This window comes from [Zimmermannella] alba NBRC 15616 (genome assembly GCF_001570905.1).
In the GTDB taxonomy this organism is placed as follows: Bacteria; Actinomycetota; Actinomycetes; order Actinomycetales; family Microbacteriaceae; genus Pseudoclavibacter; species Pseudoclavibacter albus.
Window position 1 is genome coordinate 78,411 of sequence record NZ_BCSO01000007.1, and the last position, 17,698, is coordinate 96,108.

General features: G+C 65.0%; 13 protein-coding genes and 1 riboswitch. Of the genes, 7 read left to right on the plus strand and 6 right to left on the minus strand.

All coding sequences use genetic code 11. The features are described from left to right. Nucleotides 1–68 precede the first annotated feature (68 nt). From ZAL01S_RS06195 to ZAL01S_RS06205, 3 genes are all read right to left on the minus strand, one after another. Nucleotides 69–1,094 carry an ECF transporter S component gene (locus ZAL01S_RS06195; protein WP_066081296.1) on the minus strand — a complete coding sequence of 342 codons (1,026 nt, stop codon included), beginning with the start codon at nt 1,092–1,094 and terminating at the stop codon, nt 69–71. Between the two features lie 77 nt (nt 1,095–1,171). Next, the gene (locus ZAL01S_RS06200; RefSeq protein ID WP_066081299.1) at nt 1,172–2,884 is read right to left on the minus strand and encodes an AMP-binding protein; all 1,713 of its coding nucleotides are present in this window, start codon (nt 2,882–2,884) and stop codon (nt 1,172–1,174) included. Nucleotides 2,885–2,998: 114 nt separating this feature from the next. Next, nucleotides 2,999–4,330 carry a UDP-glucose dehydrogenase family protein gene (locus ZAL01S_RS06205; RefSeq protein ID WP_066081302.1) on the minus strand — a complete coding sequence of 444 codons (1,332 nt, stop codon included), beginning with the start codon at nt 4,328–4,330 and terminating at the stop codon, nt 2,999–3,001. Nucleotides 4,331–4,498: 168 nt separating this feature from the next. On the opposite strand from ZAL01S_RS06205, the gene ZAL01S_RS06210 reads away from it, so the two are divergent. Beyond that, complete coding sequence (locus ZAL01S_RS06210) at nt 4,499–5,773, plus strand: DNA polymerase IV (RefSeq protein ID WP_066081305.1); 1,275 nt, start codon at nt 4,499–4,501, stop codon at nt 5,771–5,773. Between the two features lie 2 nt (nt 5,774–5,775). On the opposite strand, the gene treZ is transcribed toward ZAL01S_RS06210, so the two are convergent. Genes treZ through glgX form a run of 3 tightly spaced genes read right to left on the minus strand, consistent with a single transcriptional unit; the run spans nt 5,776 to nt 12,124 of the window. Continuing rightward, complete coding sequence (gene treZ, locus ZAL01S_RS06215; RefSeq protein WP_066081308.1) at nt 5,776–7,554, minus strand: malto-oligosyltrehalose trehalohydrolase; 1,779 nt, start codon at nt 7,552–7,554, stop codon at nt 5,776–5,778. Next, complete coding sequence (gene treY, locus ZAL01S_RS06220; RefSeq protein WP_066081311.1) at nt 7,551–9,920, minus strand: malto-oligosyltrehalose synthase; 2,370 nt, start codon at nt 9,918–9,920, stop codon at nt 7,551–7,553. The genes treZ and treY overlap by 4 nt, the downstream gene beginning before the upstream one ends. 14 nt (nt 9,921–9,934) lie before the next feature. Then, nucleotides 9,935–12,124, minus strand: coding sequence for a glycogen debranching protein GlgX (gene glgX / locus ZAL01S_RS06225; RefSeq protein WP_066081315.1), 2,190 nt, complete (start codon nt 12,122–12,124; stop codon nt 9,935–9,937). A 285-nt stretch (nt 12,125–12,409) separates the two neighbouring features. Between glgX and ZAL01S_RS10325 the strand changes: the two genes are divergently transcribed. The 6 genes from ZAL01S_RS10325 to ZAL01S_RS06255 all read left to right on the plus strand — a co-directional run bounded on the left by ZAL01S_RS10325 (nt 12,410) and on the right by ZAL01S_RS06255 (nt 17,697). Next, nucleotides 12,410–13,135 (plus strand): DUF6973 domain-containing protein, encoded by a 726-nt coding sequence (locus tag ZAL01S_RS10325; RefSeq protein WP_159421612.1) that lies wholly within the window; start codon nt 12,410–12,412, stop codon nt 13,133–13,135. 535 nt (nt 13,136–13,670) lie between these two features. Then, nucleotides 13,671–14,042, plus strand: a complete 372-nt coding sequence (locus ZAL01S_RS06235) for a spore germination protein GerW family protein (RefSeq protein ID WP_066081321.1) — start codon at nt 13,671–13,673, stop codon at nt 14,040–14,042. A gap of 79 nt (nt 14,043–14,121) precedes the next feature. Then, a riboswitch (TPP riboswitch) is annotated at nt 14,122–14,232 on the plus strand. A gap of 49 nt (nt 14,233–14,281) precedes the next feature. Further along, nucleotides 14,282–14,917 carry an ECF transporter S component gene (locus ZAL01S_RS06240; protein ID WP_066081394.1) on the plus strand — a complete coding sequence of 212 codons (636 nt, stop codon included), beginning with the start codon at nt 14,282–14,284 and terminating at the stop codon, nt 14,915–14,917. 65 nt (nt 14,918–14,982) lie between these two features. Next, nucleotides 14,983–16,362 (plus strand): ABC transporter ATP-binding protein, encoded by a 1,380-nt coding sequence (locus tag ZAL01S_RS06245; RefSeq protein WP_066081324.1) that lies wholly within the window; start codon nt 14,983–14,985, stop codon nt 16,360–16,362. Beyond that, entirely contained in the window at nt 16,359–17,162 is an 804-nt protein-coding gene (locus tag ZAL01S_RS06250) for an energy-coupling factor transporter transmembrane component T family protein (protein ID WP_066081327.1), read from the plus strand. Before ZAL01S_RS06245 ends, ZAL01S_RS06250 begins: the two co-directional genes overlap by 4 nt. Next, nucleotides 17,146–17,697, plus strand: coding sequence for a (d)CMP kinase (locus tag ZAL01S_RS06255; RefSeq protein WP_066081330.1), 552 nt, complete (start codon nt 17,146–17,148; stop codon nt 17,695–17,697). Before ZAL01S_RS06250 ends, ZAL01S_RS06255 begins: the two co-directional genes overlap by 17 nt. The last annotated feature ends 1 nt before the right edge of the window (nt 17,698 follow it).

Here is a 17,698-nt window from a genome sequence, read left to right on the forward strand (position 1 = left end):
GGCGGTTCTTGTGGCTTGCCGGGCCTGCCGAGGAAAGGCTCTGGAGCCGCCTTCGCGGCACCATGGGGCTAGTCTGTCGAGCCCTGAACAGGCCGCCGCAGGACACGTTGCTGCACGAGGCGAAGCCCTGCAAAGGCCAGGAGGCCCGCGACCATCTTGTCCAGGACCTGTGCGAGGAAGTTTGCCTTGAACAGGGCTTCAATCTCACCCGCGCCGTGATGGGAGAACACGATGGCGAGGTCCTCGGCCATGTGGCCAGTGCCACCGGGCATGGTGCGGAGGATGATGGGCACGGCAATGAGCGAGGACACCGCTGCAGCGACGAGATTGAGCACGATGAGTCGCTGCCAGGGATTGCCTCGTTGGCACCAGTACCGGAATCCGAGACCCCAGGCGAGGCCACCCGCGATCTGAACGAGCGCGAAGGGAAGCTGCGGTGGGTCAGCAATCGAACCGAAGAGGCTCGACGCAAGGCCCACAACGGCACCTCCGACAGGGCCGAGCGCGAAGGCTGCGAAGGCGGTGCCGATCATGTCGAGGAACAGAGGAGTCCCGAACGGGTGTGACCAGGTGTGCCCGAGCACGTTGATCGTGACGCTGATGACAGCGATGAGGATGGCGAGGAGCAGAGGGATGCGGACGGGAGTTGCTGCATCCTGCGTGGTCAACCTCATGGCTTGCGAGGCGGCGAGTTGACTGGGTGCGTCGCCGTTGCCCGGTTCGCTGTCAGGCGCAGCACCCGCATCAACCGGCGCAAGCTGGTCGATCATTGCGCGGCTTGCCCGCTCCTGCCAGGACGGCAACTCCTCATCGGGAACGCCGAGCACCGAGACAATGTCGCCAACGAGATTCACATCGATGCGACGTCGGCCCAGACGGAAGACGTCGTAGATCGTGGTTCGCGGCGCCACGCAGAGGGCATCCGGGATGCCTGCCTCGCGCCGTCGCACCGCAATACGTCGCGCGATTTCCCCGTACGAGACGGAACCGCTCGCCACGCGCAGCTCGCGAAGCTCAAGCACGAAGGCGTCGAGCGAGGTAACCCCGTGCGACGGATCGCCAACGTCAGGCATCGGCGAATTCGAAACGGTCATTGACGGGCTTCCTCTTCAGGAGGGCGCCGCGTGTGCGGCCCACTGTTGAAAATACCGCCAAGCAGTGCTGCTTGAGGCTACTCGTCCTCGGCGCGGGACGCGTTCTTGTTGCGGTTGAGCGTCTCGCGAATCTTCTTGCGGAGCGTCTTGCCGATGAGGTTCTTCGGCAACTCTTCCCACACGACGAAGGTGCGGGGGAGCTTGTGCTCGGCGAGCTGCTGGCGGAGGAGTTCACGGGCAGCCTTCTCGTCGAAGATGGCGCCTTGCTCGAGCACGATGACGGCCGTCACCACTTCAGCGCCGCGGCCACGGGTGACGCCAACGGCAGCAGACTCCTTGACGCCCTCGAGCGAGTTGAGTGCGCCCTCCACTTCGCTCGGTGCCACGTTGTAGCCGCCGGTGATGATGAGTTCCTTACGGCGGTCGACGATCTTCACGAAGCCGCGCTCGTCCTGGACGACGATGTCGCCGGTGCGCAGCCAACCGTCCTCGGTGAGCGTCTCAGCCGTCTCGTCGGGGCGGTTCCAGTAGCCCTGGAAAATCTGCGGGCCGCGGGCGAGGAGTTCACCCTCCTCGCCGAGCTCGACCTCACGATCGTCGTTCTCGAAGTCCACGACCTTGATCTCGGTGCTCGGGAACGCAAGGCCCACGAAGCCTTCGGTTGCCTCCTCCGAGAACGGGTTGCCGAGGAGGATGGGGGAGGCCTCGGTCATGCCGTAGCCCTCAACGAGCTGACCCTTGCACACGTCATCCCACCGGTTCACGAGAGCAGGGTTGAGCGCCATGGCACCCGAGATGGCATAGCGCACCTGGGAAAGGTCAACGCCGCCGTCCTTTGCGGAGCGGATGATGCGCTCGAGCATCGGCGGAACGCCCGGGAGGAACGTCGGCGGGTGCTTCTTCGACGCCTCGGCCACGAGCGACACGTCAAAGGTGGGGAAGAGGACGACGCAGGCGCCGAGGCGCACGGCGTACACGACCGAGAGCATGAGCCCGAAAACGTGGAACATCGGCAGCATCGAGTAGATCGTCTCGCGTCCCGCGACCAGGCCCGGCATCCAGGCGCGGCCCTGCGCGCTGTTCGCGAGGAGGTTGCCATGCGTGAGCATCGCGCCCTTCGGGACACCGGTCGTGCCTGAGGTGTACTGGATGATCGCGAGGTCGTCGGTCGCTGGCATCGGGACGCTTGCGGGCAGACGGGAGGAACGCTGCAGCTCGGTGAACGGCATCGTCTCGGGTGCGGCTTGGGTGAGTTTTGCGCGGGAAGCCTTCGCCTTCTTCACCGGCAGACGCAGGGCGATCTGGGTCGTGAGCGGCATGCCGCGCGTGATGTCGACCGAGATGATGTGTTCGAGGCCGAGCTTGTCCTTGAGCTCGAGCACCTTGCCAGCGGACTTGTCCCAGGCGATGACGACCTTCGCGCTGTGATCCTTGAGTTGCACTTCGAGCTCGTGCGGCGTGTAGAGCGGGTTGTGCTCGACAACGATCGCACCAAGGCGAAGTACCGCGTAGAAGGCGATGACGTGCTGTGGCGAGTTCGGGAGCACGAGCGCGACACGGTCACCGGCCTTCACCTCGAGGCGCTGCAGGCCGTGGGCCACGCGGAGGACCTCATCGAACAGTCGGCGGTAGCTCGTTTCCCGGTTAAAGAAGACCATGGCAGGGCGGTTGCCGTAGCGTTCGGCGGCATCCTCCAGCAGTGACGGCAGGCTGCCTTCGACGGGAGGAATGTCCATCGGCGTGCCCGCCGTGTAGTACTTCGTCCAGGCGCGCGTCTCGTTGAGCTCCATAGGCCAAATGCTACTTCGGGCGAAGCCTGGAACCCCACGACTTCCTGATGGCGAATGCACTGGTGGGGCCTCGCGACAACGAGACCCCACCAGGGAATTTCTTCAATGATGACGCTATTCGGTAGCTGCCAGGTCGGGGCGGCCGGGCGAGCGGAGCGTCCAACCTGCGCGAACCCACGCATCGCGGTCGAGGCAGTTACGGCCGTCGACGATGCGCTTGCCGGGGCAGTGGGTAATGACCTCTGCCGGGTCGAGCTCGCGGAACTCACGCCACTCGGTGCAGAGCACCACAACCTCGGCACCCTCAGCTGCCTCGGCCGGCGACTCGGTGAGGACCAGGCCCGGCACCTGACGGATGGCGTTCTGCATGGCGGCCGGGTCGTAGGCGCGCACCGTCGCACCTGCGGCCACGAGGCGTCCTGCCACGTCGAGGGCGGGCGATTCGCGGATATCGTCGCTGTCCGGCTTGAAGGAGAGACCCCACACGGCGACCGTCTTGCCAGCGAGGGCACCTTCGCCGCCGACGAGCTCCTCAGCCATTGCGACAACGCGGTCGCGGCGGCGCAGGTTGATCTCGTCCATGAGGCGAAGGAAGTCGAGGCTCTCGTCGAGGCCAAGCTCGAGGCTGCGGGCATGGAAGGCGCGGATGTCCTTCGGCAGGCAGCCGCCACCGAACCCGAGGCCCGAGTTGAGGAACCGGCGGCCGATGCGGACGTCGTGACCGATGGCATCCGCGAGCTCGGTGACATCGCCACCGGTGGCCTCGCACACCTCAGCCATCGCGTTGATGAAGGAAATCTTCGTGGCGAGGAAGGCGTTGGCGGAAACCTTGACGAGCTCTGCCGTCTCCATGTTCACGATGAGGCGCGGCGTCGGGATGTCGATGATCGAGCGGTAGACCGTGTCGAGCTTCTCGGCGGCCCACTCGGCGTCGTCGGCGACGCCGTAGACGATGCGGTCCGGGGTGAGGGTGTCCTTGATGGCAAAGCCCTCGCGGAGGAACTCCGGGTTCCAAATAAGCTCGGCGCTCGGCTGGGCTTCCTGGATCTGGGAGCGCAGTGCGCGGGCCGTGCCCACCGGGACGGTCGACTTGCCGACAACGACGGTGCCTTCACGCAGGTAGGGGATGAGCGAATCAGTCGCAGCGTGGACGTAGCTGAGATCTGCAGCCTTCGAGTTCTTCTGCTGCGGGGTGCCCACACCGATGAAGTGCACTTCCGCTTCAGCAACCTTGCTCGGATCGGTCGTGAATTCGAGACGGCCGTTTGCGAGCTGCTCCGTGAGAAGCGAGTCAAAACCGGGTTCGTGGAACGGGACCTTGCCAGCTTGAAGGCGTGCAATCTTGTCCGTGTCTACATCGAGACCAACCACCTCGTGGCCGAGTGAGGCCATGCCTGCCGCATGGACTGCACCGAGGTAGCCGCAACCGATGACCGAGATCTTCATAATGCTCCTGTCAGCTTCCAGCGCGGGTGGCGCTTCCGCACATTATGTCGCTCAAGGCCAACAACGAGGTGACGTTCGTTGGCCTGGGACATCCTTCTTCGAGATTTCCTCCTGACGAGGAGTGCCGCGCCTGAACGGAATGTCGGTGGTCGCGGGGACAATTGAAGGGTGAGCGGCAAGAACCTCGGTGGGCGACTCGTGGGCTGGAACGACAACGATCGTTCCGCCACGATTCTGCACGTCGACATGGACGCCTTCTTCGTCGCGGTCGAACTGCTCGAGCGTCCCGAACTGCGCGGCGAACCAGTCATCGTGGGCGGCACAGCTGGCCGCGGTGTCGTCTCGAGCGCAAGCTATGAGGCGCGCGCCTACGGGGTGCGTTCGGCGATGCCGATGGCGGAGGCACTCAGGCTGTGCCCAACGGCCGTCGTGCTGCCCGGCCAGATGGCGAAATATCGCGAACACTCACGACGCGTGATGTCGCTGTTCGAAGAGTTCACGCCGCTTGTTGAGCCACTGTCCATCGACGAAGCGTTTCTCGATGTCTCCGGGGCGTTCACGCTCTTTGGCTCGCCCGCAAGCATTGCCCGGAAGATTCGTGCCCGCGTTCTCGAAGAGACGGGTCTGAGCTGCTCGGTTGGCGGTGGCGCGAGTAAGTTCGTCGCCAAGCTCGCCTCCGGCAAGTGCAAGCCCGCCGGAACCCTCATCATTTCCGAGGCCGAGACGGTGCCGTTCCTCCACACGCTGCCGGTGACGGCGCTCTGGGGTGTGGGCGCCGCAACCGCGACGCGACTGCGCGAACGAGGCATCACGACCGTTCGCGAACTTGCCGAGACGCCCAAGCAGACGCTCATCCGCGCCCTCGGTACTGCGCAGGGGGAGCGCCTCCACGACCTCGCCTGGGGACGCGACCCGCGCCGGGTGGAGACGAGCCGTCGCGAGAAGTCCGTGAGTCACGAGCAAACGTTTATGACTGACCTCGCTGGTATTGCCGAGCTTGAGCGTGAACTTCGGGCGCAATCGGATGCCGTTGCTCGGCGTCTCCGCTCGGCTGGCCTCGAGGCGCGCGGTATTGCGCTGAAACTGCGCTGGCCCGATTTCACCACTGTCACCCGCTCCCGTGTTCTCACCGAACCGAGCGACACCGGCCATCGCCTCTTTCGTGAAGTGCGCGAACTTCTGCATGAAGTGAACCCGCACGGGCGCGCGGTGCGCCTCATTGGGGTGCGTGCAGACCACCTCGTTGAGGCCGGCAGCGGCCTCGCCGAGCTTCCTCTCTGGGAAGACGATCGCAACGACGAATGGCGTGAGGCTGAGCGCACCATCGACCGTGCGCTCGAGAAGTTCGGCAAGCACGCCATTCGGCCCGCGTCTCTGCTAGGCCGCGGTGAACGCCGCGACGGCACGACTGGCCTCAGCGACCGGCCCGCCCAGGGCGCCTGACGCTACTCGACGACGACGAGCGTGTGAGCAGGGAGCGTCACGGTGCCGTCCTCGAGTTCGCCGCCTCCCGAGGCGAACAGGAGCCTCGTCGCCGAGACATCGACGGTCCGCTCGTCAGCGGAGAAGTTCGCGACAAGGCTCAGCGTGTTCGTGCGCACAATGAAGAGCTCCTCGTCGGCGCGAGCTTCAATGTCGCGTGACTCGCGCCACGGGTTGGCGAATTCGGGGCGGGCGGCTCGGAACGCGATGAGCGCCTTCGTAAAGTCCCACAGCTCCCGGTGCGGGCTCGCCTCCCGTTCAGTCCAGTCGAGCTTGGACGCGAGGAAGGTGTCTTCGGCCTGGGGGTCGGGCACCTTGGATTCGTCCCATCCCATCCGGGCAAACTCGCGCAAGCGACCGCTCGAGGTGGCGAGGGCAAGCTCAGGCTCCTGATGGTCCGAGAAAAAACAGAAGGGCGTCGTTGCGCCCCACTCTTCACCCATGAAGAGCATCGGGGTGAAGGGGGACAGGAGCGTCACGGCGAGGCTGAGGCGCTGCTGGTCGATGCTCAGCCGATCGGTCCAGCGACTGCCATCGGCGCGGTTGCCCACCTGGTCGTGGTTCTGATCGCACACGACGAGCCGCCAGCTTGGAGTGCGCGGGTCGAGGATCCGGCCATGAGTTCGACCTCGGAACGAAGAGATCGAACCGTCGTGGAAGAAGCCACCGCTCCACACCTTTGCGAGCGCGGTCACGCCGTCAAAGTCGGCAAAGTAGCCGCTGCGGTCGCCGGTCACCGCCACGTGCAAGGCGTGGTGAAAGTCATCGCTCCACTGGGCGTCCACGCCGAGACCGCCAGCTTCACGCGGGGTGATCGTCCTGGGGTCGTTGAGGTCGGATTCGGCGATGAGCGTGAAGGGTCGGCCGCGGGTTGCGGAGATTTCCTCCGCGAGCATCGACATCTCTTCGAGGATGGTTGTCGCTCGCGTGTCGACGAGGGCGTGCACGGCATCGAGGCGGAGCGCATCAACGTCGTACTCGTAGGCCCACATGCGGACGTTGTCGAGGATGTAGCGTCCCACCTCATCCGACCAGGGGCCGTCGAGGTTGATGGCCTGCCCCCACACGGTGTGGTGATGGTCGGCGAGATAGGGGCCAAACTTCGGCAGGTAATTGCCGGAGGGGCCGAAGTGGTTGTAGACGACGTCCTGGATGACGCCGATGCCGTGCTCGTGGCAGGCGGCCACAAAGTCGTGGTAGCCGCGCGGCCCGCCGTAGGCCTCGTGGACTGCGAACCAGTCGACGCCGTCGTAACCCCAACCGTGGTGCCCACCGAATGCAGCAACCGGCAGCAACTCGATGAAGGAGATGCCCAGCTCCTGCAGCTCGGGGAGTCGTTCGATGGCGCCCGCGAAGGTGCCCGCTTCGGTGAAACACCCGATGTGCACTTCCATGACCACGCCGCCAGCGAGTTGGCGTCCGGTCCAGCTCGGCACGGGGCGTGCCGTCACGGAGTCGGGCAGGGTGCGGGAGGCGCGGTGGACTCCATCGGGCTGCCAGCGGGAGCGCGGGTCCGGCAGCAGCGCATCACCGTTGATGCGGTAGCCGTAGCTGATGCCGTCCGGTGCCTCGCTCGCGCGTGCCTCGAGCGCCGCGCGATCGTCGGCACTCGGCCGCCACCAGCCGTTGCGTCGTGCATCAGCGTGGAGCGTGTAGCGATCGCCCTCGACATCCAGTTCGAGATGGGTCGCTTCTGGTGCCCACACGTCAAATCGCCGCCAGATGTCGTTTCCTCGGGTCATGCCGCGGTGTCGTCCCTTCGCGCGCTCTGTGCCAGCAGCGCTACGGGGTAGTCCGAGAGCAGCTGCTCAATCTTGTGCATGCGCCCGCCGTCGAAGGCGCGCGCGGTGAGCTGATCCACCCACACACCTTCTGGCAGCTCGATCGCCGTGTCGCCCCAGCCGCCGCCTTCGCGGAGGTCACGGGGGAGACGGGTCGCGAGCGTGATGGCGCCGCCACGGTTGAAGGCGATGAGGTGCTCGGATGCGGTGCCCTGGGCGTACATCGCCTCGTATCCGGTGAACAGCTGCGGACGCTCGCGGCGGGTGAGGAGCGCCGCAGCCGTGACAAAGAGCTTTGCTGCGCCCGAATCATCAATGTCCGGACGGTGCCCCTCGAGAAGCGCCGCGAGGGCGCTGCGGCGCGAGCGGTAGTCGACCTTGTCGCGGTTGTCCGGGTCGGTGAGGGTGAAGCTCCAGAGCTCGGTGCCCTGGTAGACGTCCGGAATACCGGGCATGGTGAGCTGCACGAGCTTTGCCGAGAGCGCATTCGTCCAACCGTCGCCCCGCAACTCATCGACGAGGTTTCGTACAAAGCTGCCGATGGCTGGGTGGTCGAAGGCCGCATCAACCGCGGCGTGGATGCGAGCCTCCGCCTCTGGGTTCTGCTTCGTCCATGAGGTGACTTGGCCTGCCTCACGGGCGGCCTTCTCGGCGAAACGGTAGAGGCGCTCGCGGGAGGCGGGCCACGCGCCGATCACGGCCTGCCAGACGAGGTTTCCGGTGGCGTGGGCGTACATCGGCACCGCATCGCTCACGTGCTCGAGGGTGTCTTCCCAGAGCTCCGGGCATTCGGCAAGCACGTGAATGCGGGCTCGCGTGTCTTCGCCGCGCTTCGTGTCGTGCGTTGAGAGCGCACTCATGGCGAGCGGTTCCCGCGCTTCACGTTCGGCGAAGGCAGTGTGGAACTCGTCGAGGCTCAGCGAGAAGTGGGCGGGGTCACCACCCACCTCATTGAGGGAGGTGAGGCGAGCATCGCGGAAGAACGCGCGGTCTTCGACGCCCTTCGCCATGACCATGCCGCTCGTCTGCTCGAGACGCCCGGCGGCGGGATGGGTCGGGTCGAGGAGCGAGGGCAGGATGACGTTGATCGCCTCGGCAAGATCGGGCCGCGAGGCGCGGGCCGCCTCCGCCGCGCCCTCAACGAGCTCGCGCCCGTGGGGAAGGTAGCTGCGGTAGACGGGGAGGAACGTCACGAGCTCAATGACGGCGTCCACGATCTGCGGGTGGTCGATGCCGGAGCGGACGAGTTCACGCGTGATGCGGTGGATTTCCGCGCGGAGCTGGCCGGAGGCAACGTCACGCTTCATCTGATGCGCGAGGTCGCCGAACCCGGAGGCTGGGTGATCGGCACCGCCCGCGCGCGCGGCGGCACGCTCGGCGAGCTCACCAAGGCAAGCCTCGGCGTGCGGGTCAACGAGCATTCGGTCGATGAGGCTGATCGCTTCGTACCCCGTCGTGCCGTCGACCGGCCAGTCCTCGGGCAGCGTCTCGCCCTCGGCGAGGATCTTTTCCACGACAAGGTAGATGCCGGGCGCTGCCTCACGGAGCCGGGCGAGGTAACCAGCGGGGTCGCGAAGCCCGTCAATGTGGTCGATGCGCAGGCCATCGACGAGGCCCTCGCGAACCCAGCGGAGGATCTCGCTGTGGGTGCGCTCGAATACTTCGGGCTGCTCCACCCGCACGCCGGCGAGCGAGGTGATCGTGAAGAAACGGCGGTAGTTCAGCGCGTGGTCGGCCTGGCGCCAGTGCACGAGACGGTAGTGCTGACGCTCGTGCACGGTCGCCACATCGGCACCGTCATCCGCAGTGCCCGCCGCGAGCGGAAAACCACGGTCGTGGTACCAGAGGACGTTGCCGTCAACGCGAAGGTTCGCGATCGGAGCGCCAGGTTCACGCGGCATGTCGTCGTCGCCGATGACGGGGAGGAGGAGCTTGCCCTCGCCGGCATCCCAATCCACGTCAAAGGTTGCGTCGTGGATCGAGCCCTTGCCCTCTGCGAGCAGGCTCCGCCACATGGGATTCGCGAGGGCGTCCTCGACGCCCTGATGGTTCGGCACGATGTCAACGAGCACGCCCATCCCAAGCTCGTGCGCGGCACGGCACATCGATTCGAACGCCTCGCGCCCGCCTCGTGCAGCATCGATCTTCGTGGGATCGGTGACGTCGTAGCCGTGACTCGACCCCTCGCCCGCCTGGGTGACCGGCGAGCAGTAGATCCAATCCACACCGAGCTGGTGAAGGTAGGGGAGGATCGCTTCTGCGTCAGCGAACCCGAACTGCGGCGTGAGCTGCAGACGGTAGGTGCTTCGAGGGGTGTGCCGTGCCATTAGGGCCTCCGAGACTAGGACTGTGCCGGCGTGATGATCGGCACCGGCTGCGTCATCGAGGCGACGGATGCCGCGACCGAGTGGTCCGGGCCAGGGTCCGGCTCGTCGTACTCACGGAGCACGGCCATCGAGCGCGGCTGCAGATTGAGCACCGAACCGGCGCCGACAGGGTCGCAGTCCGTGGAGTGACCAGCCGTGTCGATGACGGTCTCCCAGGTGCGGGCGACGTCTTCACCGGGCAATGTTGCCTGCACGAGCGAATCGCTCGCGTTGAAATAGATGATGAAGTCCTTGTCGACGATCGCCTCGCCGCGGTCATCGCGACCGCGAATCGCGCGACCGTTGAGGAACATGCCCATCGACTTCACGAACTCGGCGTTCCAGTCTTCGGTCTGCATCGGCGTGCCGTCGGTCGAGAGCCACAGGATGTCGGGCAGCGCTTCACCCTCGCCGCGCTCGAACACGCGGCCGTTGAAGAAGCGACGACGGCGGAAGGTTGGGTGCTCGGCGCGAATCTTTGCGACCGCACGCGTGAACTCGATGAGGGGTTCGTCGGCGTGCTCCCAGTTCACCCACGAGACCTCCGAGTCTTGCGCGTAGGTGTTGTTGTTGCCGTACTGGGTGCGGCCGAGCTCGTCACCGTGGAGGAGCATCGGCACGCCCTGCGAGAGCATGAGGGTCGCGATGAAGTTGCGCTGCTGACGGGCACGCATCGCGTTGATGTTCTCGTCGTCGGTCGGGCCTTCAACGCCGAGGTTGTAGGAACGGTTGTGGCTTTCGCCGTCGCGTCCCTCTTCGCCGTTCGCCTCGTTGTGCTTCTCGTTGTACGAGACGAGGTCGCGCATGGTGAAGCCGTCGTGGGCGGTCACGAAGTTGATCGAGGCGAAGGGACGACGTCCCGAGTGCGCGTAGAGGTCAGCCGAGCCCGAGATGCGGCTTGCGAACTCGCCGAGCGTCGAGGGCTCGCCGCGCCAGAAGTCGCGGACCGTGTCACGGTACTTGCCGTTCCATTCCGTCCACAGCGGCGGGAAGTTACCGACCTGGTAGCCTCCGGGACCAACGTCCCACGGCTCCGCGATGAGCTTCACCTGCGAGACGATCGGGTCCTGCTGGACGAGGTCGAAGAACGCCGAGAGACGGTCGACGTCGTGGAGCTCGCGGGCGAGCGTGGAAGCGAGGTCGAAGCGGAAACCGTCCACGTGCATCTCCGTCACCCAGTAGCGCAGCGAGTCCATGATGAGCTGCAGCGAGTGCGGGTGGCGCATGTTGAAGCTGTTGCCGGTGCCCGTGTAGTCGGTGTAGTAACGCTTGTCTTCTTCGAGACGGTAGTACGCGCCGTTGTCGATGCCGCGGAAGCTCAGCGTCGGGCCCATGTGGTTGCCCTCCGCCGTGTGGTTGTAGACGACGTCGAGGATGACCTCGATGCCGTTCGCGTGGAGGGCGCGCACCATCGACTTGAACTCCTGCACCTGCTGGCCGAGCGTGCCGGTCGAGGAGTAGTCCGCGTGCGGGGCGAAGAAGCCGATCGTGTTGTAGCCCCAGTAGTTGCGAAGGCCCTTGTCCTGCAGGGTCGAGTCGTGCACGAACTGGTGCACCGGCATGAGCTCGACCGCGGTGACGCCGAGGCGCTTGAAGTGCTCGATGACGGCCGGGTGTGCGATGGCCGCGTAGCTGCCGCGCATTTCTTCCGGGATGTCGGGGTGGAGCTGTGTGAGGCCCTTGACGTGCGCCTCGTAGATGAGGGTGTCGCCGTAGGGGATTTTCGGTGCGCGGTCGCCCGCCCAGTCGAAGAAGGGATTGATGACGACTGCCTTCATCATGTGAGCGGCCGAGTCGGCGTCGTTGTACGAGTCGGGGTCGCCGAAGTTGTACGAGAAGAGCGACTGGTCCCAGTCGATCTGGCCGGTCGTCGCCTTGGCATACGGGTCAAGAAGCAGCTTCGAGGGGTTGCAGCGCGAGCCATTGCCCGGCTCGTAGGGACCCGCGATGCGGTAGCCGTACTGCTGGCCGGGCTGCACCTGGGGCAGGTACGCGTGCCATACGTAGGCGTCGTGCTCGAGCATCGGCACCTGGGTTTCGGTGCCGTCCTCGTCGAAGAGGCACAGCGTGACGCTCTCGGCCGCCTCACTGTAGATGGCGAAGTTTGTGCCGCTCCCGTCAAAGGTCGCGCCGAGAGGGTACGGGGTACCGGGCCAGGTCTGCATGGGTCTCCTTGCGTGCGGGGATGGCTCTGGAGAAGCTGCCCGTAACGGTAGCTTGGCACCGTGTGACGAATCTGGGTGCTGGGCTGCTCGCAGTGCTGTCCTCCATTTCACTCGAGTTGAGTCGATTTCATGCGCTGTTCAAGTCTGCGATGTGGGGATGCTGGGTGAGTGACCTAGTGTGAGACATGCCTAGATCGGGCAGGGTCTTGTGGCGAGGGCGTTAGTAGAATGAAAGTGTTGTCGGTCGTTTCTGTCGTGTTAGTGCTAACGGCCTTTGGTAATATCATGGATCTGTCGAATGACAAAGAGGGGGATACGTCACCCCTTATGGGTTCTGAGGTGGTGTCGGAATACTCTAACTCGGGGGATCAGGTTGGCAGCCCGTCGCCTAGCCCAGGTGTGGAACCTACTTCCTCGCAGACTCCAACTCTTGACACGCAAGATGACAGTGAGGATATTGACCCTGCCCCGACGGAAGCCCCGTCTTCGGTCGTGAATTCATCCCCTGGTGTTGACGAGGAACCTCCGGTGGTTTCTCCAACGGAATCGCCAATTCCTCAAGAGGAGCAGGGGTCGACGCCTCAAATAGAACCATTTGCATCGAGGCGCATATCGCCGCTGTACGGGTATAACTCGGAAGAGAAGAATGCGTGTCTTCAGCGGCTTGGTTTTGGCCTCTGTGCTAAGGCGAAGGCGCTTGGGGATCAAGCGACAAGTCAGGCGCAGATGTGGTACCCAGAATCGATGCTTCATAACGGTGCGGGTGACGCATTCCGTCATTGCTATTGGAGTGCCCTGATGACGCGAAACATTAGCGTCTTTGCTGCCGCATTGGTCGGTGATTGGCATGAACACTACGCCTATGGTCAGCCTGCAAGTGAGAAGTCGATGGATCTCTACAATAATGCTCGTGGGCGCGACGTGGCAAAGATGACTGCAAGTGACAGTCATGCAGCGAATTACTGTTTCCATGCTTCCTTGAACGGTACTTTGAAAGTGCTTGTAAAATGATCACGGAGAGACGCGTTTCGTCGCGAGTTTTAGGGTTCGTTGCTATAGGGCTGCCCCTCATCTTGTGCGGTTGTCAATCAGGTCACGAGGATGGGGCTGACAAACTGGTGAAGATGCTGGAAACGGCTCCTTCACACGAGGTTCAGGTGTCGACTTTGCCTGGGGCCCCGGAAGGTGCATCGCTGGTTGTGGTCTGCCCGTACACTCCCGCCGAATCGGTGGTCGCTGAGCTGAACACGGTGGCACCTGGACCGGAGTACAACGACGTGACAACCTCGAATAGTGATGCAGAAACGCTCTGGCACTGGGCGAAGCCGACCCGCGGCATCGTTGAGACATGGCGCGTTGCTCGGACCGTCGATCCATGCTCGGCAGGGGGACTGCAGCTCGCGACGGGATTTGCGCCCGGTGACACGCTGCGATTCACGCAGCGTGATGGTCGGTGGGTTGTGCAGTAGTTGGTCCATGACGGATGGCTGGGCGTAGACAGGGCCATTCCCAGCCACTTCGCACACACCCTTTCTAGGCTGGCCGCATGATGCAGCGTGAGATGTTTCAGGACATGACCGAGTCGATGAAGAAGTTCGGCATTCACCTCGCCTACGGCGAGAAGGTTGAGCTCGAGGGCTCGACGATCATTCCGGTCGCCGCAGTTGGCTTTGGCGGCGGCGCTGGTGCTGGCGAGGGCAATGTCTCCTCGGCCAAGTCGCTCGCTGACGGCGCCCAGGGCGGCCAGGGCGAGGGGGCAGGCCTTGGTGGCGGCGCTTTCCCGGTTGGTGCCTACGTCACCGATGAGTTCGGCACGCGCTTCCAGCCGAATATCGTGGCGCTCCTGCTTGCAGCGTTCCCGCTTGCCCTCACCGCTGCTTGGGGCCTCCCGCGCATCATCAAGGCCATCAAGCGCTAAGCGCACAGACTTCATCGAAACGGCTGCCCGGTCACGGGGTGGCCGTTTCGTGTTGTAGGGCAGGTTCCGCGTAAGATCCCCTGATGAACACGGGAGTCCGTAGCCACGGGCTGAGAGGAGCGCGTGAAGCGTTCGACCGTTGAACCTGATCCGGATCATGCCGGCGCAGGGAGGTGTATCTCCGGCGTGTGCATTCGCGCTCGCCACCCGTGCACTTTCACGAACGAAAGGGCACAGCCTTGACTCACATTGCGACCTCTGCCGAAGCGCAGGCCACGACCGCACCCGCAAAGCGGTCGCTCAACTGGCGCGTCATCGACATCATCGTCGCCGCCGTCCTCGGTGTCGCCACCGCGGTCATCTTCCGCGCCTGGGACTTCATTGCGGGCCCCCTCTCAGACCCGCTCGACGCGGTCGTCCCCGGCATCGCTGCACTCACCGCGGGCATTTGGCTCATCGGTGGCGTCCTCGGTGGCCTCATCATTCGCAAACCCGGCGCAGCGTTCTTCGTTGAAGCCTTCGCCGCCTTCATGTCGTGGATGCTCGGTTCGCCGTGGGGTATCGACACTTTCTACTCGGGCCTCGTGCAGGGCCTCGGCGCAGAGATCATCTTCGCGATTTTCCTCTACCGCCAGTTCGGCCCGCTCGTGGCAGCCCTCGCGGGTGGCCTCTCCGCGGTCTTCGCCTGGGTGCTCTACCTCGCGATTTACGCCTACGCCGACTACGGCTTCGAGTACAACGCCATCTACCTCGGCTGCTCGATCCTGTCGGGCATGGTCCTCGCCGGCATCCTCGGCTGGCTCCTCACGAAGGCGCTCGCCGCAACAGGCGCACTCGACCGACTCGCTTCGGGACGAAGCGCCAAGCGCGTCTAGTGACCGGCGCACGGGTTCTTGCGCGGGGCTGGGGATGGCGTCATGCCTCCCGGCTCCGCGCAGCCGTGTCTGGAGTCGACTTCGCGATCGAACCGGGGGAGCGCGTGCTTCTGCTCGGCGCATCCGGTGCCGGGAAGTCGACGCTCCTCAAGGGCCTCGCTGGTGTCTTGGGGGATGCCGAAGACGGCGACGAGTTTGGCGAGCTCCTCATCGATGGCGAGCAGCCTTCGCCCTATCGCGGTGTGGCGGGGCTTGTCCTGCAAGATCCGCAAGCGAACACGATCATGGCGCGCGTCGGTGACGACGTCGTTTTTGGCTGCGAAAACCTCCGCGTGCACGCGGATGAAGCGTGGCAGCGTGCACGTGCCGCGCTCGATGAGGTGGGGCTTGGCCACTTCGGCTTCGACCGCTCGACGCAGCGATTGTCGGGTGGTGAGCGGCAGCGTCTCGCGCTCGCGGGGGTGCTCGCCATGCATCCGAGGCTGCTGCTGCTCGATGAACCGACCGCGAACCTCGACCCGGAGGGCGTGCTGGAGGTTCGCGACGCGGTGCTTCGCGCGGCCGAATCCCGCGGCGCGACCGTCATCATCGTCGAGCACCGCGTCGACACCTGGATTGACCACATTGACCGCATCATCGTGCTCGAAGCGGGCGGCGTGCGTGCAGATGGAGCACCGGGTGATGTCGTCCGCGAACATGGTGCCTCGCTCGCCGCGGAGGGCGTTTGGGTTCCCGGGTATCCGCCCGAAGTTACCCGACGAAGCCGGAACATAGGCGAGGCACCGATCTGCCTCACCCTCGATCTCGCGATCGGCCGAGACGGTGTCGCCGTCCAGCAGGGCCTTGGGTTTTCGATCGCATCCGGATGTGGCACCGTCATCACTGGCGCGAACGGGGCCGGCAAGTCAACACTGGCGCTCACGCTCGCCGGCCTACTCGCACCCGTTGCCGGGCGCATTGACTACGCGTCGGATCTCACACCCGCCGGGGGAGCGCACGTCCATAAGTGGCGCTCGAAGGACCTCGTGACGCGCATCGGCACCGTGTTTCAGCAGCCCGAACACCAATTCGTGGCGCGCACCGTTCGGGACGAACTCGAGCTCGGCCCGAAGCTCCTCAAACGCTCATCTGCGGAACGACGTGCGACGAGCGACCGCCTCCTGGCCGCGCTTCGCCTCGAACACCTTGCGGAAGCAAACCCCTTCACGCTCTCGGGAGGCGAACAGCGCCGGCTCTCGGTGGCGACCGCGCTCGCGACGGGTCCCCGCGTGCTCGTGCTCGATGAACCTACCTTCGGGCAAGACCGGCTCACCTGGATCGAGCTCGTGAAGCTCATGGACGAACTCATTGCCGAGGGTCGTGCGCTCATTGCGGTCACGCACGACGCCGAACTCATTGATTCGATCGGTGACGAACGGATCCACCTCGCGAAGGCGGCGGCATGACGAGCACGGACCAGCTCAGCTCGACACCGCCCGGGTTCCTTGCCCGATTGAACCCGGTGACACCGTTCCTCGCGTCAATCCTGTTCACGACGCCGCTCTTGACCACGATCGACTGGGGGAGTGCCCTCATCGGGATCGGCTTCACGGTGTTGCTCATCCTGGCTGCGCGCGTGAGCATTATGAGCGTGCTGCGGCGGACGTGGCCGATCCTCTTCGCTGCGCCGTTTGCCGGGCTCAGCATCCTCCTCTATGGCGAGCCGGGCGGCACTATCTACTGGCAGTGGTGGATCGCTCGCATTTCCGACCAATCAATCGACCTCGCGCTCGGGATGTCGCTGCGAGTGCTCGCAATCGGTGTGCCGACGCTCGTCATGGTGGCGGGCATCGAGGCGACCCGCTTGGCCGACAGTCTCGCGCTCGTGCTCAAGCTGCCGGCCCGCTTCGTGCTTGGCGCGCTCGCGGGCTTCCGGCTCTTCGCCGTGTTTGTGGAGGACTGGACCTCGCTCACGCAGGCCCGTCGCGCGCGCGGGCTCGGCGATGACGGCAAACTCCGCGGCTTCTTCACGATGGCCTTTGCGCTCCTCGTGCTCGCGCTCCGTCGCGGCGGTCATCTTGCGACCGCGATGGAAGCCCGTGCCTTCGGCGGAGGCCCGCGCAGCTGGGCGCGCAGCTCTCGGCTCGGTGCGATCGACTGGGTTTTCCTGGCCATTGCCCTCGGCGCTGGCATCGCGTGCATCGTGATCGCCATGCTCATGGGCACGTATCACTTGGTGGGGAGCGGCTTTGACCAAGCAATCTGAGCCAACACGCATCATCGCGATCGACGGGCGCTCTGGCGCGGGCAAGTCGACCCTCGCGGCTAGCGTCGCCCGCGAACTTGGCGCGCAGCTCATCCACATGGATGCGCTCTACCCGGGGTGGCACGGCCTTGACGCTGGCGCAGCGCTCGTCGTGGACCACGTACTTGAGCCGCTGCGTCGCGGCGAGGCCGCAACGTGGCCGAGCTGGGACTGGCATCGGAGCGAGCCGGGCCCCAAGCTCGCCGCGCATCCGGGCGGCGTTGTGGTTCTTGAGGGATGCGGATCATTGACGGCTGCGTCGGCACCCTTGCTTGACGTACGTGTGTGGCTCGAGCTTGGCGAAGATGTACGACGGGATCGTGCCGAAGCGCGGGATGGTACGAGCGACCAGTGGTGGGAGCTTTGGCGCATCCAGGAGGAGGCTCTGATCGCTCGCGAAGACCCCCGTTCGCTTGCCGAGCTTGTGCTCGATGCGCGAGCTAGTCAGACGGAGCTGGCCCGGCGCGTGCTGCAGGAGGTCACACGCCGCGGATGAC